General features: G+C 47.9%; 20 protein-coding genes. 8 read left to right on the top strand and 12 right to left on the bottom strand.

Going from position 1 to position 17,562, the window contains the following annotated elements; translation table 11 throughout:
• From G8770_RS14170 to G8770_RS14180, 3 genes are all read right to left on the bottom strand, one after another.
• Entirely contained in the window at window positions 1-876 is an 876-nt protein-coding gene (locus tag G8770_RS14170) for a fumarylacetoacetate hydrolase family protein (RefSeq protein ID WP_167187975.1), read from the bottom strand.
• 2 nt (window positions 877-878) lie between these two features.
• Entirely contained in the window at window positions 879-1,970 is a 1,092-nt protein-coding gene (locus tag G8770_RS14175) for an amidohydrolase family protein (protein WP_167187978.1), read from the bottom strand.
• A 267-nt stretch (window positions 1,971-2,237) separates the two neighbouring features.
• The gene (locus G8770_RS14180) at window positions 2,238-3,035 is read right to left on the bottom strand and encodes an SDR family NAD(P)-dependent oxidoreductase (RefSeq protein WP_167187981.1); all 798 of its coding nucleotides are present in this window, start codon (window positions 3,033-3,035) and stop codon (window positions 2,238-2,240) included.
• Window positions 3,036-3,114: 79 nt separating this feature from the next.
• On the opposite strand from G8770_RS14180, the gene G8770_RS14185 reads away from it, so the two are divergent.
• Window positions 3,115-3,858, top strand: coding sequence for a DUF2889 domain-containing protein (locus G8770_RS14185; protein ID WP_167187984.1), 744 nt, complete (start codon window positions 3,115-3,117; stop codon window positions 3,856-3,858).
• Window positions 3,859-3,896: 38 nt separating this feature from the next.
• On the opposite strand, the gene G8770_RS14190 is transcribed toward G8770_RS14185, so the two are convergent.
• The 3 genes from G8770_RS14190 to G8770_RS14200 are packed head-to-tail and all read right to left on the bottom strand — an operon-like array spanning window position 3,897 to window position 6,991.
• Window positions 3,897-4,454: a 3-phenylpropionate/cinnamic acid dioxygenase subunit beta gene (locus tag G8770_RS14190; protein WP_167187987.1), complete on the bottom strand. Its 558-nt coding sequence runs from the start codon at window positions 4,452-4,454 to the stop codon at window positions 3,897-3,899.
• A 39-nt stretch (window positions 4,455-4,493) separates the two neighbouring features.
• Window positions 4,494-5,948 (bottom strand): aromatic ring-hydroxylating dioxygenase subunit alpha, encoded by a 1,455-nt coding sequence (locus tag G8770_RS14195; RefSeq protein WP_243760510.1) that lies wholly within the window; start codon window positions 5,946-5,948, stop codon window positions 4,494-4,496.
• A gap of 56 nt (window positions 5,949-6,004) precedes the next feature.
• Window positions 6,005-6,991 carry a fumarylacetoacetate hydrolase family protein gene (locus G8770_RS14200; protein ID WP_167187990.1) on the bottom strand — a complete coding sequence of 329 codons (987 nt, stop codon included), beginning with the start codon at window positions 6,989-6,991 and terminating at the stop codon, window positions 6,005-6,007.
• A 210-nt stretch (window positions 6,992-7,201) separates the two neighbouring features.
• Here G8770_RS14200 and G8770_RS14205 point away from each other — a divergent pair, with 210 nt between their 5' ends.
• Genes G8770_RS14205 through G8770_RS14215 form a run of 3 tightly spaced genes read left to right on the top strand, consistent with a single transcriptional unit; the run spans window position 7,202 to window position 9,665 of the window.
• Complete coding sequence (locus G8770_RS14205; RefSeq protein ID WP_167187991.1) at window positions 7,202-7,606, top strand: Zn-ribbon domain-containing OB-fold protein; 405 nt, start codon at window positions 7,202-7,204, stop codon at window positions 7,604-7,606.
• Window positions 7,599-8,789 (top strand): thiolase family protein, encoded by a 1,191-nt coding sequence (locus tag G8770_RS14210; protein WP_167187993.1) that lies wholly within the window; start codon window positions 7,599-7,601, stop codon window positions 8,787-8,789. Before G8770_RS14205 ends, G8770_RS14210 begins: the two co-directional genes overlap by 8 nt.
• A 30-nt stretch (window positions 8,790-8,819) precedes the next feature.
• Window positions 8,820-9,665: an SDR family NAD(P)-dependent oxidoreductase gene (locus tag G8770_RS14215; protein ID WP_208022272.1), complete on the top strand. Its 846-nt coding sequence runs from the start codon at window positions 8,820-8,822 to the stop codon at window positions 9,663-9,665.
• A gap of 300 nt (window positions 9,666-9,965) precedes the next feature.
• On the opposite strand, the gene G8770_RS14220 is transcribed toward G8770_RS14215, so the two are convergent.
• The gene (locus G8770_RS14220; RefSeq protein ID WP_167187995.1) at window positions 9,966-10,247 is read right to left on the bottom strand and encodes a TonB-dependent receptor; all 282 of its coding nucleotides are present in this window, start codon (window positions 10,245-10,247) and stop codon (window positions 9,966-9,968) included.
• 13 nt (window positions 10,248-10,260) lie between these two features.
• On the bottom strand, window positions 10,261-10,548 hold the full coding sequence (locus G8770_RS14225; RefSeq protein WP_167187997.1) for a hypothetical protein: 288 nt from the start codon (window positions 10,546-10,548) through the stop codon (window positions 10,261-10,263).
• 347 nt (window positions 10,549-10,895) lie between these two features.
• Between G8770_RS14225 and G8770_RS14230 the strand changes: the two genes are divergently transcribed.
• The 4 genes from G8770_RS14230 to G8770_RS14245 all read left to right on the top strand — a co-directional run bounded on the left by G8770_RS14230 (window position 10,896) and on the right by G8770_RS14245 (window position 13,975).
• Window positions 10,896-11,129: a ferredoxin gene (locus G8770_RS14230; protein ID WP_243760512.1), complete on the top strand. Its 234-nt coding sequence runs from the start codon at window positions 10,896-10,898 to the stop codon at window positions 11,127-11,129.
• An 82-nt stretch (window positions 11,130-11,211) separates the two neighbouring features.
• Window positions 11,212-11,967: an SDR family NAD(P)-dependent oxidoreductase gene (locus G8770_RS14235; protein WP_167187999.1), complete on the top strand. Its 756-nt coding sequence runs from the start codon at window positions 11,212-11,214 to the stop codon at window positions 11,965-11,967.
• A 52-nt stretch (window positions 11,968-12,019) separates the two neighbouring features.
• Window positions 12,020-12,955: a VOC family protein gene (locus G8770_RS14240; RefSeq protein ID WP_167188001.1), complete on the top strand. Its 936-nt coding sequence runs from the start codon at window positions 12,020-12,022 to the stop codon at window positions 12,953-12,955.
• Window positions 12,956-13,045: 90 nt separating this feature from the next.
• A complete protein-coding gene (locus tag G8770_RS14245; protein WP_167188003.1) occupies window positions 13,046-13,975 on the top strand; it encodes a LysR family transcriptional regulator in 930 nt (309 codons plus the stop codon).
• Window positions 13,976-14,043: 68 nt separating this feature from the next.
• Here the strand turns inward: G8770_RS14245 and G8770_RS14250 are convergent, their stop codons facing one another.
• The 4 genes from G8770_RS14250 to G8770_RS14265 all read right to left on the bottom strand — a co-directional run bounded on the left by G8770_RS14250 (window position 14,044) and on the right by G8770_RS14265 (window position 17,540).
• The gene (locus tag G8770_RS14250) at window positions 14,044-15,318 is read right to left on the bottom strand and encodes a cytochrome P450 (protein ID WP_167188005.1); all 1,275 of its coding nucleotides are present in this window, start codon (window positions 15,316-15,318) and stop codon (window positions 14,044-14,046) included.
• A gap of 49 nt (window positions 15,319-15,367) precedes the next feature.
• Window positions 15,368-16,576, bottom strand: a complete 1,209-nt coding sequence (locus tag G8770_RS14255) for an MFS transporter (RefSeq protein ID WP_167188007.1) — start codon at window positions 16,574-16,576, stop codon at window positions 15,368-15,370.
• 72 nt (window positions 16,577-16,648) lie between these two features.
• Complete coding sequence (locus G8770_RS14260) at window positions 16,649-17,155, bottom strand: carboxymuconolactone decarboxylase family protein (RefSeq protein ID WP_167188009.1); 507 nt, start codon at window positions 17,153-17,155, stop codon at window positions 16,649-16,651.
• Between the two features lie 16 nt (window positions 17,156-17,171).
• On the bottom strand, window positions 17,172-17,540 hold the full coding sequence (locus tag G8770_RS14265) for a nuclear transport factor 2 family protein (RefSeq protein ID WP_167188011.1): 369 nt from the start codon (window positions 17,538-17,540) through the stop codon (window positions 17,172-17,174).
• Window positions 17,541-17,562 lie beyond the last annotated feature (22 nt).

Here is a 17,562-nt window from a genome sequence, read left to right on the forward strand (position 1 = left end):
TTAACCTGTGACTATTTTTTCACCGACACGATTAGACAAACTACCAATACCTTCGATACTGGCTACCACGATTTCACCAGGATTTAAAAATTTTCCGGTTCCCTGTCCCACTCCGTCTGGTGAGCCGGTAAACATAATGTCACCAGCGCTGAAACTGGAACGTGCCTCAACAAAATTCAACAATTGGCCAACATCCCAAGTCATATCCGCTGTGGTTCCATTCTGGCGAATATCGCCGTCAACGCTGAGCTTTAGTTGTAACTTCGGGCTGCCCTCGGGAAACTCGTCACGCGTCACAATCCAGGGGCCAACACCAGTGGTTTTGTCCTGGCTTTTAGCGGCAAACAGATCCATGCCAACCCCTTTTGGGCCGCTGCGCTGTAAATCACGGGCGCTGACATCGTTGCCAACGGTATAGCCGAGAACACTATCCAAAGGATTCGAGGGGTCAACAGGGGTTAAACCCAGCGCTACCACCAGCTCTACCTCATGATCCAGTTCATCGGTAAGAGGTGGGTAGCGAATAGGGTCATTGGCACCGATTAGAGCTCCATAAGCTTTCAGAAAAGCGATAGGCTGTGATGGTGCCGCAAGCCCAAAATCTGCGGCCAAATGCTTGGCATAGTTTGCACCAGCCACAACAACCCGGTTGATTGCCTCTACCGGAGGTAACAATCTCACTTCAGACAGTGTCAAAGTTTCACCTGTTAACGGCAACTCAGCCTGTCCAGACGCTGCGTTACCCGAATTGATCGCACAGGTCAGAGCCGGCCCCCACTGACTAAAATCACCAGCAATAGGAGCCACAGTCTGAGCCGAAATGTCTAGTAACGCCCAGAAACTATTTTGGGCGTATTCACATCTGGCCAGTTTCATAATTACGCGCCCTTCTTTTCCGTACCCGGTCCACCAATTTTACTTGGATCGATTTTCAGAAGATCACAGGCATTTTTCCAACGAATCTTGTCAAGGTCTTCAGCAGATAAACGCAAGCCTTCTGTCAAGTCGTGACGAACCGCATCACTACCACCAAAGTTGGAACCATAAAGAACCCGATCAGCACCGATGATATCAACCATAGCCTGACGCATCGGAACTTCATGTAACTCAACATCAAAGTAAAAGTTTGGCAGGTACTCAAGGAAAGGCTTCTTATTGTGAAAGGTATCCAGGTTTGGATTGGTTTGGGCCAAGCGACCCAACTGGTACGGCACAAAACCACCGCCATGAGTGATATACACTTTTAGTTTCGGGAAGCGGTCAAATACCCCCCCGTTGATCATGTACCACAGGCATTTAGTTTCATCGTAATTCATGCCAACGATAGCCGTTGTTTCATAACGATCTGTGTTGGCTTTATCACCCCAGGTCACTGACTGGTTATAACCGTGCACAAACATCGGCAAATCCAGATCGCACAGCGCCGCCCAAACCGGGTCCATCTCTGGCGAATCAAATTCCAACCCGCCAAAATTGGAACCACCCGCAACCAGCCCTTTAGCGCCCAACTGAGTACAGGCACGACGAATCTCTTTGGCAGCTTCCTCAGGCACATTCAGGGGGGCATGAGCCCAAAACATCAGGCGGTCAGGTGCACCCGCACAGTACTCAGCGAGTACGTCATTCACTTTTCTCGCAAATGGCACGCCAAATTCCGGCTCGGCCCAGTACATATAGCAGTGACTTGGAACCGACACGACCTGCAGGTTCTGGCCAGCGGCGTCCATACCCGCTACACGAGTCATGGGGTCACGCCACTTCTCCATGTATTCCTGCACATCCAGGGTTTTCCCTTCAGCATGGGCTTTACGCAGAGCGGCTTTACGTTCAGGCGCACCAAGTGTCAATACCCAGTCACCAACACGCAATTTGATATCGCCGTCATTCTGTAATTCAAAGGCAGGCCCCCAGTAGGGATGCTGATTGTAATAATCCGGATGAGGGGCATGAGCATGGAGATCGATAAGCATTAGAAATTCCTCTAGTAGAGTAGGCCGACCTGTAATCACTATTGATAACTACTGACCGAAAGCGCAACACAACATTTGTTATTTTGTTTTGACAGGCCAGCAATTGCCCATCAACGTTAATGAACCACAGGCCTTAATATAAACAGTTTTACAATTTGTGTCTAACTTGTTTTTGAGGTAGCAGTAAACCCCGTGTCAAACACAATTAGCTAAAGCTCTTGTAAAGAAATCAAATTCGGTTTAGACAACGCATTTGTTTAGACTTTATTACTCTCTAACCGGGACGTCCGCCGGCCTCGAGTTATAGCCTGGTAAATGCAAGCCGCCGTCCACATGCAGGGTTTCACCGGTCACATACCGCGATAACTCGCTGGCCAAAAACACAACAGCGGGACCGATGTCTTCTTCCGGATCACCGCAACGCCCAAGTGGTCGCATCGCCGCAGAGCGCTCCGCGAACCCCGGATTTTCAGCTGCCAACTTGTGAAACGTGGCTCCCATAGCGGTTGGCGCAATAGCATTGACAGTGATATTGAAACGCCCCCACTCCGACGCTGCACTGCGGGTCAATCCAACAATACCGGCCTTGGCCGTGTTGTAATCAGCATGCAGCCAAGCACCTATATCCACATCGATTGAGAAGAAATTGATAATTTTACCGCCCCCCCGCTGGCGCATGTGCGGCAGCGCAGCACGCATGGCCCACCAACTGGCACGGATTGTCGAGGTCAAAGTCTGGTCGAGCATGTCGTCAGTTTTGTCTTCTAGCCGTACATTAGGTGTCGGCACGAAAGCGTTATTCACAAGAATGTCCAAACCGCCAAAATGGCTAACCGCTGCATCGATGGCAGCCAGTACAGAGTTTTTTTGGAGGATGTCTGTGTGGACAAATAAGCCTTTACCCCCCAGAGCCTCCAACTCACTGGCGGTCTGCTGACCAGAAGCCACATCAATCTCGGCAATGACAACGCAAGCGCCTTCGCGGGCAAATCGGCGAGCAACACCACGACCAATGCCGCCACCGCCACCGGTAATCAGTGCGACCTTATTGCTTAAAAGCCCCATACCAACCTCACTTCTTGTATTTATTGGACATTTTTTGTATTACTGTATTTATTAGATAGACAATAGACGGATAACCTACATGCCCTTTTTCAGACGCGTAATCAATATTATGGTCCATGGTGACACGGATTCAGGTGAGGTAAGAGCCGCACTTGAAGATGACTACCACCACTTCCGGGTACGCTTGAACCTGCACAACCAGCGAATCACTGAAGCACACGCCGAAGCCTTGCGTACACCTTATACGCTGTGCAAGGACTCAGTTGCTGAGATTACTAAAATTTGCCAGACGCCCATCTTACAAACGGCTCATGACATTACTCGGGCTACCGATGCCCGATTGCAATGCACCCATCAATTAGACCTCGCAGGTCTGGCTCTCGCGACGGCCGCCCGCGGCCTTAAATCCCAACACTACGCTGCAGAAGTGCCCAGACACAAGTTGGGGTTTACTCAGCCTCGACTCTGGCGCAATGGCACAGAGATTTTACACTGGGATGTTCAGGACAATATTATTAAGAGTCCCGCCCCCTTTTGTGAAAGACCTTTGGGCCAAGGCATGTCCTCCTGGGCTATTGCCAATCTGGACAGTGAAACGGCCGAAGCGGCAATGGTTTTACGTCGTTGTACCTTGATTTCTCTCGGCAGACTTCGCAATCTCGATCTTGAAACCCACGCTCATGACTGGGGACGCTGTTATGTTCAACAGCCAGAACGAGCTTTTGACGCCAAACGAGTGATCGGCTCGACACTGGATTTTAGCGAACGCGAAACAGACCTTTGCGCCACCGACCAAGAATGGTTACACCAATCCACAATCTAGTATAAAAAGCACTGCCACATAGTGGCAGTGCTATACGATCAAAGAAAAATGGCCAGATTAGGTGTGCCCAGCAAAACCTGATCGAGAATGACTTCCCGATTCGCCAGCTTAAAACTATCGCCACTCACACGCAGCAAATCTCGGCGCTCACACGGTATCAGATCAAAATGATCGTCATCGAAACGATTACGAGTGATCAACAGATAGCTGACTACGCAAAGCTCATCAGGCTTCGTGGTAGCGTATACCTGAACGTTACTCACAAAGCGACGCACCCTGGATGCTGGATCTTCAGCCCAGGCACTCTCACCGCTTAAGCGCATTACTCGACCCATTATTGAACGATAATCATCGTACATGTGCCGCATACTGTGAATAACGGAAGACTCTTGCTCCTTTACCAGGCGAGTTTGACGCAAAGGTACTGAATATTTCAGATCTTCAGCCAGGGTATCGCCCCACTCTTTAAAGCGCAGGTTATCCAGTAACTGCGCTTCGCTGTAATAAAACCCCAATACCAGGTTGTACAGCTCGCTTCCTATCCCCACTGGGGAACTACATTGATCAAAAAAATTTACGTTCTCTGACGAGGTCATGATTAACTCCTGTGATTTTTATTCGGCTAAGCGGATGTGTTACTGTTCAGCCGTCATCAATTCATACCAATACAACCACCAGTGCCACTGAGTGTCATCTTTGGTAAAGCCTTCGTTGACAATGCCCGGACCGGGCCAGCCATCAGGCTTGTCTGTTTCGTAAATCGCCTGATACTTCAAGGTACTGTGGCGACCCTGCGCCCCCTTGGCAGTCAACGTCATATGCGGCCAAGTGTCAGAGTCATCCTGCTCAACCATGCCCGAGGTACCAAACAGCTGTATCGTTTGCATCACCATTTTTTCCCGCAGTTCAGGCGGGGTATCTTTCTCTACAAAAATCCAGTTGGTAAATTCCAGTTTATCCGGCCCTTTTGGAACATAGGTGTGTAAGGTCATTGAACCCACCACTGAGCCATCCGCCTGAGGAATATACACAAAACCAAACAGCACGTTAGGGAACATACCACCGACTTGTGGAGGCATCCACGCCATAACTTGCAGCTGCTCTGGCGACAAATTTTTCTTAAGCTGCTCCACCATTTCTGGGTTCATGCCAGGAGGCGGCAATACCTTCAGTTTTTCTTCAGTGCTCAACTCGTCAGGGTTTTTGCCGGTAAGGCGACGAATTTTTCGCCCCAAATCAATACAGCGCAAGGCGTGACCGTGAGGAGAGCTCACTTCGGCACCAAACATTTCCGGAGTCAGATCACCGCCTTCACCTTCTTCTTCACCTTTCTTGTAGTTTCCCACTTCTCCCAGCCAGCGGTGTAAAGTCAAAGTATGGAAACCGTCAGCTGCCGATTGCTCACCAGCAGCTTTCCAGTTGGCGCGAATGATAAAACGCTGCGGTGGGCCCGCAACTTCCATACCCTTGTCGGAACGGCAAAAAAGCATGTCATAGTACCACTTGGCATCGCCTAAAAATTCATCAAAGGATGGTCCGTCAATATTCCAGGTAGCGAAAATTAAGCCGCCGTAAAGAGTGACACGAGCCTGCTGCAATCCCAGGTCTTCCTTATCACGAATGGTTCCATGCATGCACTGATCAGCAACGGGTGATGCTAAGAACTGGCCATTAGGACGGAATGCCCAGCCATGATAAATACACTTGTGAACTTTGGCATTACCTGCATCGTGAGTAGTAATTTTCATACCCCGGTGCGGACATACGTTCAGCGATACATATATCTCCCCTTTATGGCGCGAGACGATAACAGAATCTTCTCCCATGAAGCGCTGTACAAAATCACCCTCATTTGGAATCTCTGATTCATGGCCAAGCATCAACCAGGTCTTACCAAAAATTCGTTGTTGCTCCAGATCATAGAGCTGCTGATCTGATAAAGTACGCAATTTTACTTCCCGCATCTCGATATCAATCAGATCACTGATGGAAGTACCATCAGCTAATAGATTATGTGACTTAGGTTTCATACCTTTACTCCTAGTGTGGCTAGTGAAAATTGCTCTGTAATCAATCTGCCAATTGATCAAACAGAAGAAACATCAATCACACAACAATAATTCACTACTTTTTATAAGGGCCAAAATTACGGCTTCACAATTCGAGTTTTCAAAACTCCAATCTGTTCAATTTCAAGTTCAACGACATCGTTAGGTTTCAGGTAACGTAATTGTTCCAGACCACAGCCGTTGCCAACCGTGCCCGATCCCAAAACTTCACCGACGTGTAGGGTTTCCTCACGAGAGATGTGCGCGATAACATCTTCAAACTTCCAGAACATATCGCGTGTATTACCTCTTCCCCACTCTTCGCCATTAACTCTGGCAATCATGGTCAGATTGTAAGGATCTTCAATTTCATCCAGGGTCACCAGACAGGGTCCCATGACATTACCGGTATCAAAATCCTTACCTTTAGCCGGCCCGAGTCGACCCGGCATTTCCCTGCCCTGCTCGTCACGAGCCGTCATATCATTAAAAATAGTAAATCCGGCGATATAATCACGAGCATTCTCGCGAGAAATATTTTTCCCTCGCCTGCCGATGTAGCAGGCAAATTCCAACTCAAAATCCATTGCTTTGCTGAAAGACGGCCAAATCACATCCTCATCGGTACCAATAACCGCAAACCGATTGCATTTGTAATAAATAGGTTGGCGCCTGAATGTTTCGATGACAAGATCATCATCAGTGGTATCGATGTTTTTCAGCGCCTCTTCCGGATTCGGCTCGCGAGCAACTCGGGCTCGCCTTGCGGCAGCGTAACACTGCTGAAGATGCAACTCGAAACAGGAACAATCACGCATTTGCGGAGGTGGTTGAATTGGTGCCAACAGGCGCACCTGATCGCGTCTAACGACAGCAGCCGCAGGGGCGACAGCGATCAACTCACGGGCAGCAGTCAACCCGTCAAGGCCAGATTCCAGCAAAGATTGAACACTCTGAAAGGCAGGTTTTTCGGTATGAAAAACCTCCCGGCTGGCCAGCTGAAAATCAACGATGGCTTCATCTTGCTCAATAAAAGCACCTGACCGGCACTCACCCTGTTGATTCTGATAACTGACTAATCGCACGACAACTCTCCTTCACGGACTCATTTTTTTGGGTCTGTCACCAGAACCTATGAATACACTTAAATACGCCTAGTGACTTTACTTCGAGTCCATCTATTTATACTTTTATTAGTGGAAAATCGTAAACAGAATTGGGTATTCTGTCTACAAAATGGCTAGGAAGATTATTTACCCCCAGTCAAATACACTCCTAAACAATAAGAATTTGCTATGAGCCGTAAACTACCTGCACTGACCCAAGATAGCCGCTCCTTCTGGCAAGGGGGAGCCAAAGGTCAGCTTCTGATCCATTTTTGCACCCAGTGTCAGCGCTATTTTCATCCTCCTGGCCCAATTTGCCCTACTTGCGGTAATGACGGCGTCGGCCCAAAGGCAGTTTCCGGACGCGGCACAATTGCGACGTTTACGATTAACCATCAACAATGGAACCCAAACCTCAAGGTTCCTTACATTGTTGCCATGATTGAGCTGGAAGAGCAGCTAGGGCTGCGGCTTGTCAGCAACATTACCGGCACAGCACCCAGCGACATTCGTATCGGACAAAGTGTTCAAGTGCGTTTTGAAGCCATCGAAGATGTATGGATTCCATTATTTGAGGTACGCCAAGATGTTTGATCGCATTCTCGAAAAAGACGTCGCTATAAGCGGTATTGGCATGTCCGAGGTAGGCCGCCCATCACCTTTGTCGGCGATGAAACTCACTACGGACGCTTGCCTGCAGGCAATTGCCGACGCAGGCTTGAGCAAAGACGATATTGACGGTGTCGCCTGCTGGCCCGGAGACAACAACAATGGCGATGCCTTTTCTCCGGTTGGGCCCAATGCCCTGATTTCGACACTGGGACTTAAAGTCAACTGGTTTGGCGGTGGTTACGAAGGCCCTGGACCACTGGCTGGCATTATCAACGGCGCAATGGCCATTGCAGCCGGCTTTTGCAACCACGTATTGGTGTTCAGGACTATTACCGAATCCACCAAGCGCCAGACCGATAAAACCGCCTCGGCGTTAAACAACAAGACCATTGGCCGCGATACCAGCTTTTTCTGGCAGTGGTATACACCCTTCGATGTTATGTCCGCTATTAACCTCGCAGCCATGTACGCCCAACGGCATATGTTTGAGTATGGCACCAAAGAAGAACAACTGGCGCAGATTGCACTTACCTGCCGAGCGAACGCTCAAGTTAATCCCAATGCTGTATTTCGCACGCCGCTGAGCATGGATGAATACATGTCATCACGCATGATTTCCTCGCCACTGCGATTATTTGACTGCGATGTACACTGTGACGCGTCAACCGCGATTATTCTGTCCCGCAGTGATCTGGCAAAAGATGGGCCCAATCAGCCTATCCGCATTGAGGCTATAGGCTCAGCTCTTCACCAACCCTGGAGCTGGGATCAGATCAACCTCACCGGTATGGCCGCGATAGATGCGGCCAAAATGATGTGGGCGCGTACCGATTACAAACCGTCTGATGTTGGCAACGCTCAGCTCTACGACGGTTTTTCGATTTTCACCTTGATTTGGCTTGAAGCTTTAGGTCTATGCCCGCCTGGCGAGGCGGGTAATTTTATTGAAGGCGGCCAGCGCATAGCCCGGGACGGCGAACTCCCCATCAACACCAATGGCGGGCAATTATCCGGTGGCCGCACCCACGGACTGGGCTATGTTCACGAGGCCTGTACACAGCTGTGGGGACGCGCTGGTGAACGCCAGATCAACCCCCACCAAGTCGCCGTTGCGGCCTCTGGTGGGGGCCCCTTGGCCGGCAGCCTGCTCTTGGTTAAAGATTAATCGGCAATCCCCCATCAACAAGAGAATAATATGATGTCAGATTCTGCTTCCTCCCCTGTACGAATGGCTGATTTTCAGGACAAGTACGGCCCATGGGCTGTTATTATCGGCGCATCTCATGGCACCGGCGCTGAAAGTGCACGCCAGCTGGCGGCTCAGGGCCTTAATTGTGCACTGGTGGCCCGCAGCGCGCCCGCGCTGCTGGCCCTAAAAAAAGAACTGAAAACCCGGTATCGGGTTGAAGCGCGGGTTATCACCGCTGACTTATCTACAGAGGCGGGAGTCCATCACGTGCAAGACAGCCTGGTCGATCTCGACTTGGGACTGATGGTCTTTAATGCCGGCGCTCCGGCTTATCCCAGTAAGTTTTTGAACGCCCCTTTGCAAACCTGGCAAGACTTGCTGAATTTGGGCGCCAATGCACTAATGACGCTGACTTACAGCATCGGTCAACAACTTCGTGAACGCGGTAAAGGTGGTATTTTATTAATGGGTTCACACGCAGGGCTCGGCGGTAATAAAAAGTTTGCCATGTATACCGCAACTAAAGGCTTTATGCTGAATTTCGGCGAGTCTCTCTGGATGGAGTTAAAAGATCAGGGCATAGACGTACTGAACTTTCTAATACAAGTGGTAGACACCCCAACCCTTCGTAAAGAAATGCAGCGCGCAGGGATTGAAGGTTGTGACAGTGACACTATTCCCGGTGTTTACCCTGCCGAAGCTATTGTCAAACTGGCTCTGCGTGAACTGCCCAATGGTCCGACTTTTATTCACCCGGAGGACGAAGAACAGGGAGCTGGCACAGGCAAAGCCCGAGGTTCTGCTGTGAAAGAACGCTGGGAACATACTGCCCCGTTTGTCGGAGAAGATTAACCGTTAACCTTATTGACACGAACCCTGTCAGAACAAATACCCGTGGGGTATGTCACAGGCATTTGTTATATCCGGGTACTGTTGTATCTGACTGCGGTCACCGTTGTTTTTTAACACGATTGAAGCTCCGCAGTAGATACTCACACTTGCCAACATTCAATCCAGAACATCGGCATGAATATGCATTGCCAAGCCCCCAAAACCAATGTCAATGAAGGCCTGAATACGGCGCTCCGGCTGAGCTGAAAAGTACTGCGATAAAACCGCCTCTGAAACCAGATGGCGGCTTTTTCAATAAGATCAACGGTCTATATTTAAGTTGTACCGTGCTTCTTTTCCCCACAAGCGAGGTGCTCCATAGACTAGAGAGTCGAAACCCAAACTGCGACTACTAATGCAAGATGAAAGAGCATATCCCTTGTCAAACACGTTATTGACATAGAAAGCCAGATCAAAATCACTTCTTGCAACATTATATAAATTTGCGCGTAAATTGGTCAAAGAATATGCCGGTATATAGGCACCTCCCTTATCGGCATCTGCCGTGTCGCAATAATTAGCATTTAGTGATAACTCTTCCACGACACTATCTTGCTTAACCACTGCGGAGAATACCTGGAACCGCCTGTTGCAGTTCGGTCGTACTACTGATGGTGGCTTCACGCAACGCATCCGAATCAAACGCAGTGACGGTTACAGGAACCGACTGAATACTCTCTTCTACAAGGCGGGCATTTACGATAATTTCCTCAAGAACAAATGTTCCCGGGTTTGAAGAATTAGAAGCTAAAGAGTCAGCAGCTACAGATATAGTAGTAACAGCAGCGATACTGCTCACCAGCCACCGCTTTGCAAACGAGCCAGTTAACATTGATTTTGACATGAGCACTACCCTATTTACAGTTGTTACGTTTTAGCTCAAAGAGTTATTTCGCCTGTCTATTTTTTAGTGTCTCGCTTGACCCCAGGTAAAACCCTAACCATCCACCGCACCTTCAAATCAGTAACTATGCTGTTAAACTGCTCCTCACAATTTGGTAGCACGGTTGTCAGCGCGGAGACCATCCCGCCCCTTCAGTGAAAGAGAAAAGTACTAGACCTGAACAACCTCTCCAAGAGTAGCTGACACCCATTTATAGTGACACTTTTCTTAAATGTGTGTAATATAAATAAACTAAATCAACAATAATGTAAAAAATTACTCACCTCCTTTTGCTAGAGGTTCAACACATGAGTTCAACCACTGTTATGTCTAAAAAAACCTATAAAGTTGAAGTTGATATTCCAAGCTGCTGCGGATATGGCCTTTGTGCGGCTATTTGTCCACAAATTTACAAGTTGGATTCAAACGGCATTGTTTTTCTGGAGTCCGATATCGTTCCTGACGACCTTATTGAAGAAGCTATTGAGGGCGCAGAATCATGCCCAGCCCAAGTAATCACTGTTACCGCTATTGAAGCCTAATCGTCAGAATATTGACTATCACAGGCCTTGGGCTCGGTAAGTAACGACTAAGACTTGGTATCTCATTAGGGATTACTCAAGAATGATAAATCTTAAAGGTAAAATTGCATTAATCACTGGTACAGGTGGTGGTTTGGGGCGTGAAGCGGCACTACGTTTTGCCGAGCAAGGCGCCACCGTGATTGGCTGCGATATTAACAATGAAGCACAAGAGCAAACTCGAAAGTTAATGGAAGCACATGGATATGAGCTCCATGGCTCTGGAAATATCGACCTTAGCGATCCTTCTCAAGCCAAAGCATGGGTGACAACCGCCGCTTCTCAATTTGGTCAAGTTCATATTTTATTTAATAACGCATCTGCAGCTCGTTTTGCCCCCATCGAAGATCTCAGTGTCGAAGATTGGTATTTCACCACACGCAATGAACTAGACCTGGTGTTCTTTACAACCAAATTTGCCTGGCCTCACCTTAAGGGCGACGGTGTTGTCATCAACATGGGGTCAACAGCAGCCTGGTGTGGCTCTACCACCGCCGGAAAAACCGCACACTCCGCCACCAAAGGGGCTGTGGTAGCGCTCACTCGACAATTGGCTGCGGAAGGTGCCGGTGTAGGAATAAGAGCCGTCAGTATCAGTCCTGGATTTATTAAAACTCCCGGCACAGCCAGCTTTATTGACAACCCCCAAATAAAACAAAAACTGCTGGACGGTGTACTTCTCAATCGACCTGGAGAACCAGAAGACATTATTGGAATGGCTTTATTTTTAGCCTCCGATGCAGGCTCATTTATTACCGGTTCGGATATTGTGATTGATGGCGGCATGCTTGCCACTTGAATTCACCCCCTATCAAACTAAGCGCGTAAAAAATAACAGTGGAGTTAGGTTTATGAATATCATTGGTATCGGCTATCTAGGGTTTGAAAGCAGTAAAATCGAGGAATGGAGAGATTACGGCACAAAAGTCATGGGATTTCAGCTAGGTGATAGCCCCGCCACTGACACCGAATCTCTTTACTTCAAGATGGACGATCGCCGTCACCGAATTGCCATCCACCCTGGCACTATTGATCGTATCAGTTACATTGGCTGGGAGGCCAGAAATCGTCTGGATTTTATTGCGGCGGTCGAAACCTTTAAAAAGAATGATATCGAAATAACCGTTGGTGATGAAGAATTGTGTGAAAAACGCGGCGTAAAAGAACTCATCCGCTTTCGCGACCCCGTTGGTTATCAGCACGAGCTGTTTTATGCCCAAAAATGGACGCCGCGTTCATTTTATCCGGGCCGCCCTCACGGCGGGTTTATTTGCGATGATAGAGGCACAGGGCATGTGGTATTAATGATGCCAGAACCCTCCCCCGAACTTGAAAACTTTCTCGTCAACATAATGGGTTTTGTTTGGTATGGCTGGGGTGCCGGTAAAGGACGAACAGGATTCTGGCGCTCAAAGCTTAACCACCAAACCAGCCACGACATCGCTTATGGAGTCGCTCCGGGAAAAATGGGGATTCAGCATGTGGGCCTATTTGTCCAGTCAGTCCGTGATGTTGGTGAAACCTATGACATTGTACGTCAAAGAGAATTACCCTTGATGATGACACTGGGACAGCACACTCAAGACCCTCACATGTCATTCTACCATTTTAATCCATCGGGCTTTGCCTTTGAAACCATCACAGAGCTCGAGCCTTGGCAAGGCGATCCCTTTGAATTGAACCCCGAAAAAATGAGTACTTGGGGACATGAGATTGTCGGACCTATTGTAGGCCCCAGCGTACAATCACCAGGCTCTCTTTACCCTGAATTTTTCAAGACGACTTGATAATTTATTTCTTATAATTACCCTCCTGTCAGGCAGACTGTAAATATGTCTGCCTGACAGGAAGATAGATCTCGAATTGACGGTGCCCACTTGAGCCTGCAAAATATTTCCCTAAGACAATTACGTTATTTTGCAGCAGCAGCAGAATCTGGTCGCCTGTCATTGGCAGCAAACCAGGTACACGTATCACAATCCACTATTACAACCGCGATTCTACAGCTTGAGTCCACATTAAAAACCACCTTGTTTCAACGCCAACCTCATGGTGTTAGCCTCACCGCCGAAGGATCCCGCTTTTATCAGCGCATACGCCATGTCTTGGATAGCCTTGAAGATGCCGTCAGTGAACCCGATATTGTATCCAAAGACTTAACGGGGACTGTTCGAATAGCTGCATCATACACACTCTTAGGGTATTTCTTACCCTCCTTACTAGGCCGATTTCGAGCCCGTCACCCCAATGTGATTATCGACCTACTGGATATGAATCGTGAAGATATCGAAAACGGTGTCCGTACAGGAATCATTGATGTAGGCGTTGTTCTACTATCCAACATGCCTAATCGCCAAGAATTTGATCACGCATTGCTGGTACGCTCTACCCGTCAGTTGTGGACATCAGCGGCTCACCCATTACTTGAAAAGGGTAGCACCACTCTGGCCAACATCAGTCAGTATCCTTATATTCAAATTACGGTTGATGAGGGTGAGGATTCAACCGAACGTTACTGGCGCTCGAACAATCTTCAGCCCGACATTGCTTTTCGCACCAGTTCAATGGAGGCATTACGAGGCCTGATTGCACATGGATTTGGTGTCACAATCTTATCGGACATGGTATATCGACACTGGTCTTTGGAAGGCAAACGCATTGAAGCTATACCAGTACTGGATCCGCTACCACCAATGGAAGTAGGTCTCATCTGGCAGTCCCAGGATAAAAACAGCCATGCCTCTAATATATTTCGCGAATTTCTGATCAGTGCCTGTCGCAGCCAGCAAGATGGTAATCCTGCATAAACTTGAATGACTTGAACACACAAGCTATGTAACCATTACACTTATGTGTTCTTATCATCAATTAAAAATCAATCCCACACTACAGGTAAAGTATGAGGCCCACGCAACTGCGCGCCTTTAATCACTGGCTTGGGTTGCTCAGGGTCAAAACGAATATTCGGGAATAGATCCAGCACAGCATTCAAAGCAACAGAGAGTTCGGTTTTGGCGATAAACTGGCCAATACACATATGCGATCCAAAGCCAAATCCGAAAGACGGTTTGGACTTTCGGTCAATATCAAACTGATCTGCATTTTCAAAAGCAGCTTCATCCCGGTTGGCCGAAGACACAATACACTGAACCATAGCCCCGCAGGGAATATTAACTCCGGACAATTCCACGTCACGAGAGGCTTGGCGAACTTTGAAGGTCGCAACTGGCTCGTAACGAACAGTTTCGTCAATGGCCGCACTCACAAGGGAACGGTCATCACGAACCCGTTTTAACAATTCCGGCCGCTCCAGTAATAGCACCATTAAGCTGCCAAATGTACGAGTTGTTGTCTCAGCAGCCGCAGGTAATAAAGAGCGAACAAACGTCGCAATTTCGTGATCATCAAGTGACCGCCCTTCAAATTCGGCATGGATTAACCGACTAATCAGATCGTTTCCTTTTCCACCTTCAGAACGTACTTTAACAACACCCTCTTTTACTGCGTGGTACAAGGATTCTGCAGCTTTCATTGCTGCCACTCTTGCTTCGTGGGCCTTGTCAGGATTTATCTGTGGGCCAGCTAATATCGCCAATGCCCAGGCTGCATACTGTCTGATTTTTTCAGGCTCATTATCAGGAAATCCAATCAACGCATATATCAAACGAATAGGAAAATACAAACCAAAATCCATCAGGTCTGCTTTTTTATTGCGGATCAATGGCTCCAAAAACTCCTTCCTGACAATCGGATCCATTTTGGTATTACGCCAGGAATTAACGACTTTGGGCATAAAAATCGGCTGCAACAAGGCCCGCATTTTTTTATGTTGCTCTCCATCCATCCCAGTCAAAATTAAGCCATCAAAAAACGCACCCAATCCTTCAGCAATAAAACCACTGGTAAAACATTCCGCATCGCGCATGACAGTCAGGACATCTTTATAATTGAAAACGGTAAATGTTTTCCGGCTTGCATCATGCCCTGCAATATTAGGAACGCCTAACTTACTCATAAAATCTTCTTCAATAATAGGAGAGGATTTACGCATGGTCTTATAAATATCATACAAATCGACATCACTACCACTGTAGTGCCCTGCAACATCAGCGAATGCTGATTCCAGGTTCTTATTGCTTTCTTCTTTCATGATTATAGCTCCAAAGATTATTTTTTATCGCAATATAATAGCGAACCACTCAGTTGACCGACGCCGTTTTATGTTGAGGTTCAGCCACTTGATAACTAAAGTAACGAGACTGCCATGCCGCCATAAACAAAGCTGCTGACATTACCCAAAACATCGTAGCAGCCCCACTGAGACCGCCAACGACGCCGTACAAAAGAGGCAGCACAGTCAAGGATGTTTGATTCAGCATCGAGCGCAAAGCCAGCACTTCTCCCTGTCGGTGTGGCGGCGCACTTTCATGCAAAAATGTCATGATAATAGGAGTCACCACACCCAGCACACAACCAAAAATAGCCGCGCCAATCATCAACATCCACACTGATGGCAAGAACGGGTATAACGAAAATATCCCTCCCACTATGCTTAATGATCCGATCAGTAAATAACGTTTAGGCAAATATTGACTAACAAAGGGTAAAATCAACCGAACCAGTAATGTCGCGCTGGAATAAGCTGCAAATACAGCCCCAATAGCAGTAGCACTAAAGTGGCGCTCGTGCCCCAATATTGGTAAAGCAAAGCCATGGGCATCCCAACTTGCTACAACAACCAAGTTAATCAGCAATATTCGTCGCAACGGTAAGTCACGCAGTAATTCAAGCGACGATTCAGGTACCGTTTTTGTGCCCTTGATGGGATGAGCTATTGCTTCACGGGGGACAAATGCTGCACATAAGATCGACATCACGGGAAATGCAGCCAGCGACAGAAATGCAGCCCTAAATCCCCAGTGATCTATAATACTCCCGGCTAATAGCGGACCCAGCAACCCTCCCAAAGCCGGTGCCAACGCCACCCAACTGAAAACACGGACTCGCTCGGCACTTGAAGATGTCAGACGACTGGCCGTACGCTGAATCGCGATCATGCCGAAACCGGAACCGGCTCCACAGAAAGAAGCGGCTATGATCATAGCCCATAAATCTTGGGATAAAACCAATAACAAAGTCCCTGTCAGAGCCATTGTAGCGGAAAGAAAAGAAGGCAGATGATAACCAAGGCGGTCTGTCATTCGACCAAATTTGAGTGCAAGTATCGCAGGTAGGATGGCGAAGCTGGCAACGACAAAACCCAGGCTCAATTTGGAGTAGTTTTCGCTTAGCGCCAGCAGTGGGATACCTACTCGCATTCCCGACATACAAGCATGTAGCCCCAACTGGCAACTCACCAAGGCCAACATGGTAACAGCCAAATGGCGTGACACCTTTGAATCAGACATCACTATGAATAACCAGTTTGCGAAAAATCACAATTAACGAAATGACACGAACCCTTGCGCCTGCACTGATTCTTATTCATAGGCCTCCTGAACATAGGTCATACGCCCTCCAGCCAACATCAAGGCACAATACATATTCAACTCTACAATTTCAGCCGTAGAAAAATGATTCTGAAGCTGAATGTAACTCACATCATCAATAGCCATATAATCCCCTGCAAACTTGCCAGCAAAGTCTAACGCAGCGCTTTCTCGTGTTGTAAATCGTGCATCATCCGTTGACAGACAGGCAATGTCTTCCTCGCTTATAGTCTCAGACTTGCGTGCCAGTTGGCACGCTTGACACTGGGTCACAGAGGCTATTTTGAGGCGTATTAATTCCCGCTCACGCTCCGACAACAAGGCGTGGTCATGAAATGTTTGTAGGGTTGCCAGCCACGCCTGAGCCAAGGGGGGGCGATGTGCCCATACCTGCACAGGCACCGGGGTACTCAATACACCAGAGTTCCGGGCATGGGCAATCCCGGCTCCTAAAGCTAAAGGTAAATCTTCGATATTAACGGGAGTAATTCTGGGCATATTTGTATGCTATTAATCAGGATTGCGAAGGCTGTTTAATAAAATAACGTACATGCACAGAACCATCAGCGTCAAAACGATAATGCTCTATGGTTTCAATTGCCATATTAGTACCTTTTATATTATTGCGATTGTGCGCAACAGCCTCTTTCCCCACCACAATCAAAGCTACTTCTTCAATGGTAATTTTAGGTTGTTGTTGGGCCCACATGCCGTCCAATATTGTCCAGCCATCGCCCGAAGGTGTTCCCACATATTCAATCGTCAACACTTCTGGCGCGATACTTTTATAGGCGGCAAAAAAACCATCTTTATCTCCGCTGTTCCAGCAATGAACCTGTGTATGCATAAAATGCTCTATGCTTGTCTGGTCAGTGTTGGTCATCTGACATACCCCTTTTGAGTAG

The organism is Pseudomaricurvus hydrocarbonicus, assembly GCF_011602365.1.
Classification (GTDB): Bacteria; Pseudomonadota; Gammaproteobacteria; order Pseudomonadales; family Cellvibrionaceae; genus Pseudomaricurvus; species Pseudomaricurvus hydrocarbonicus.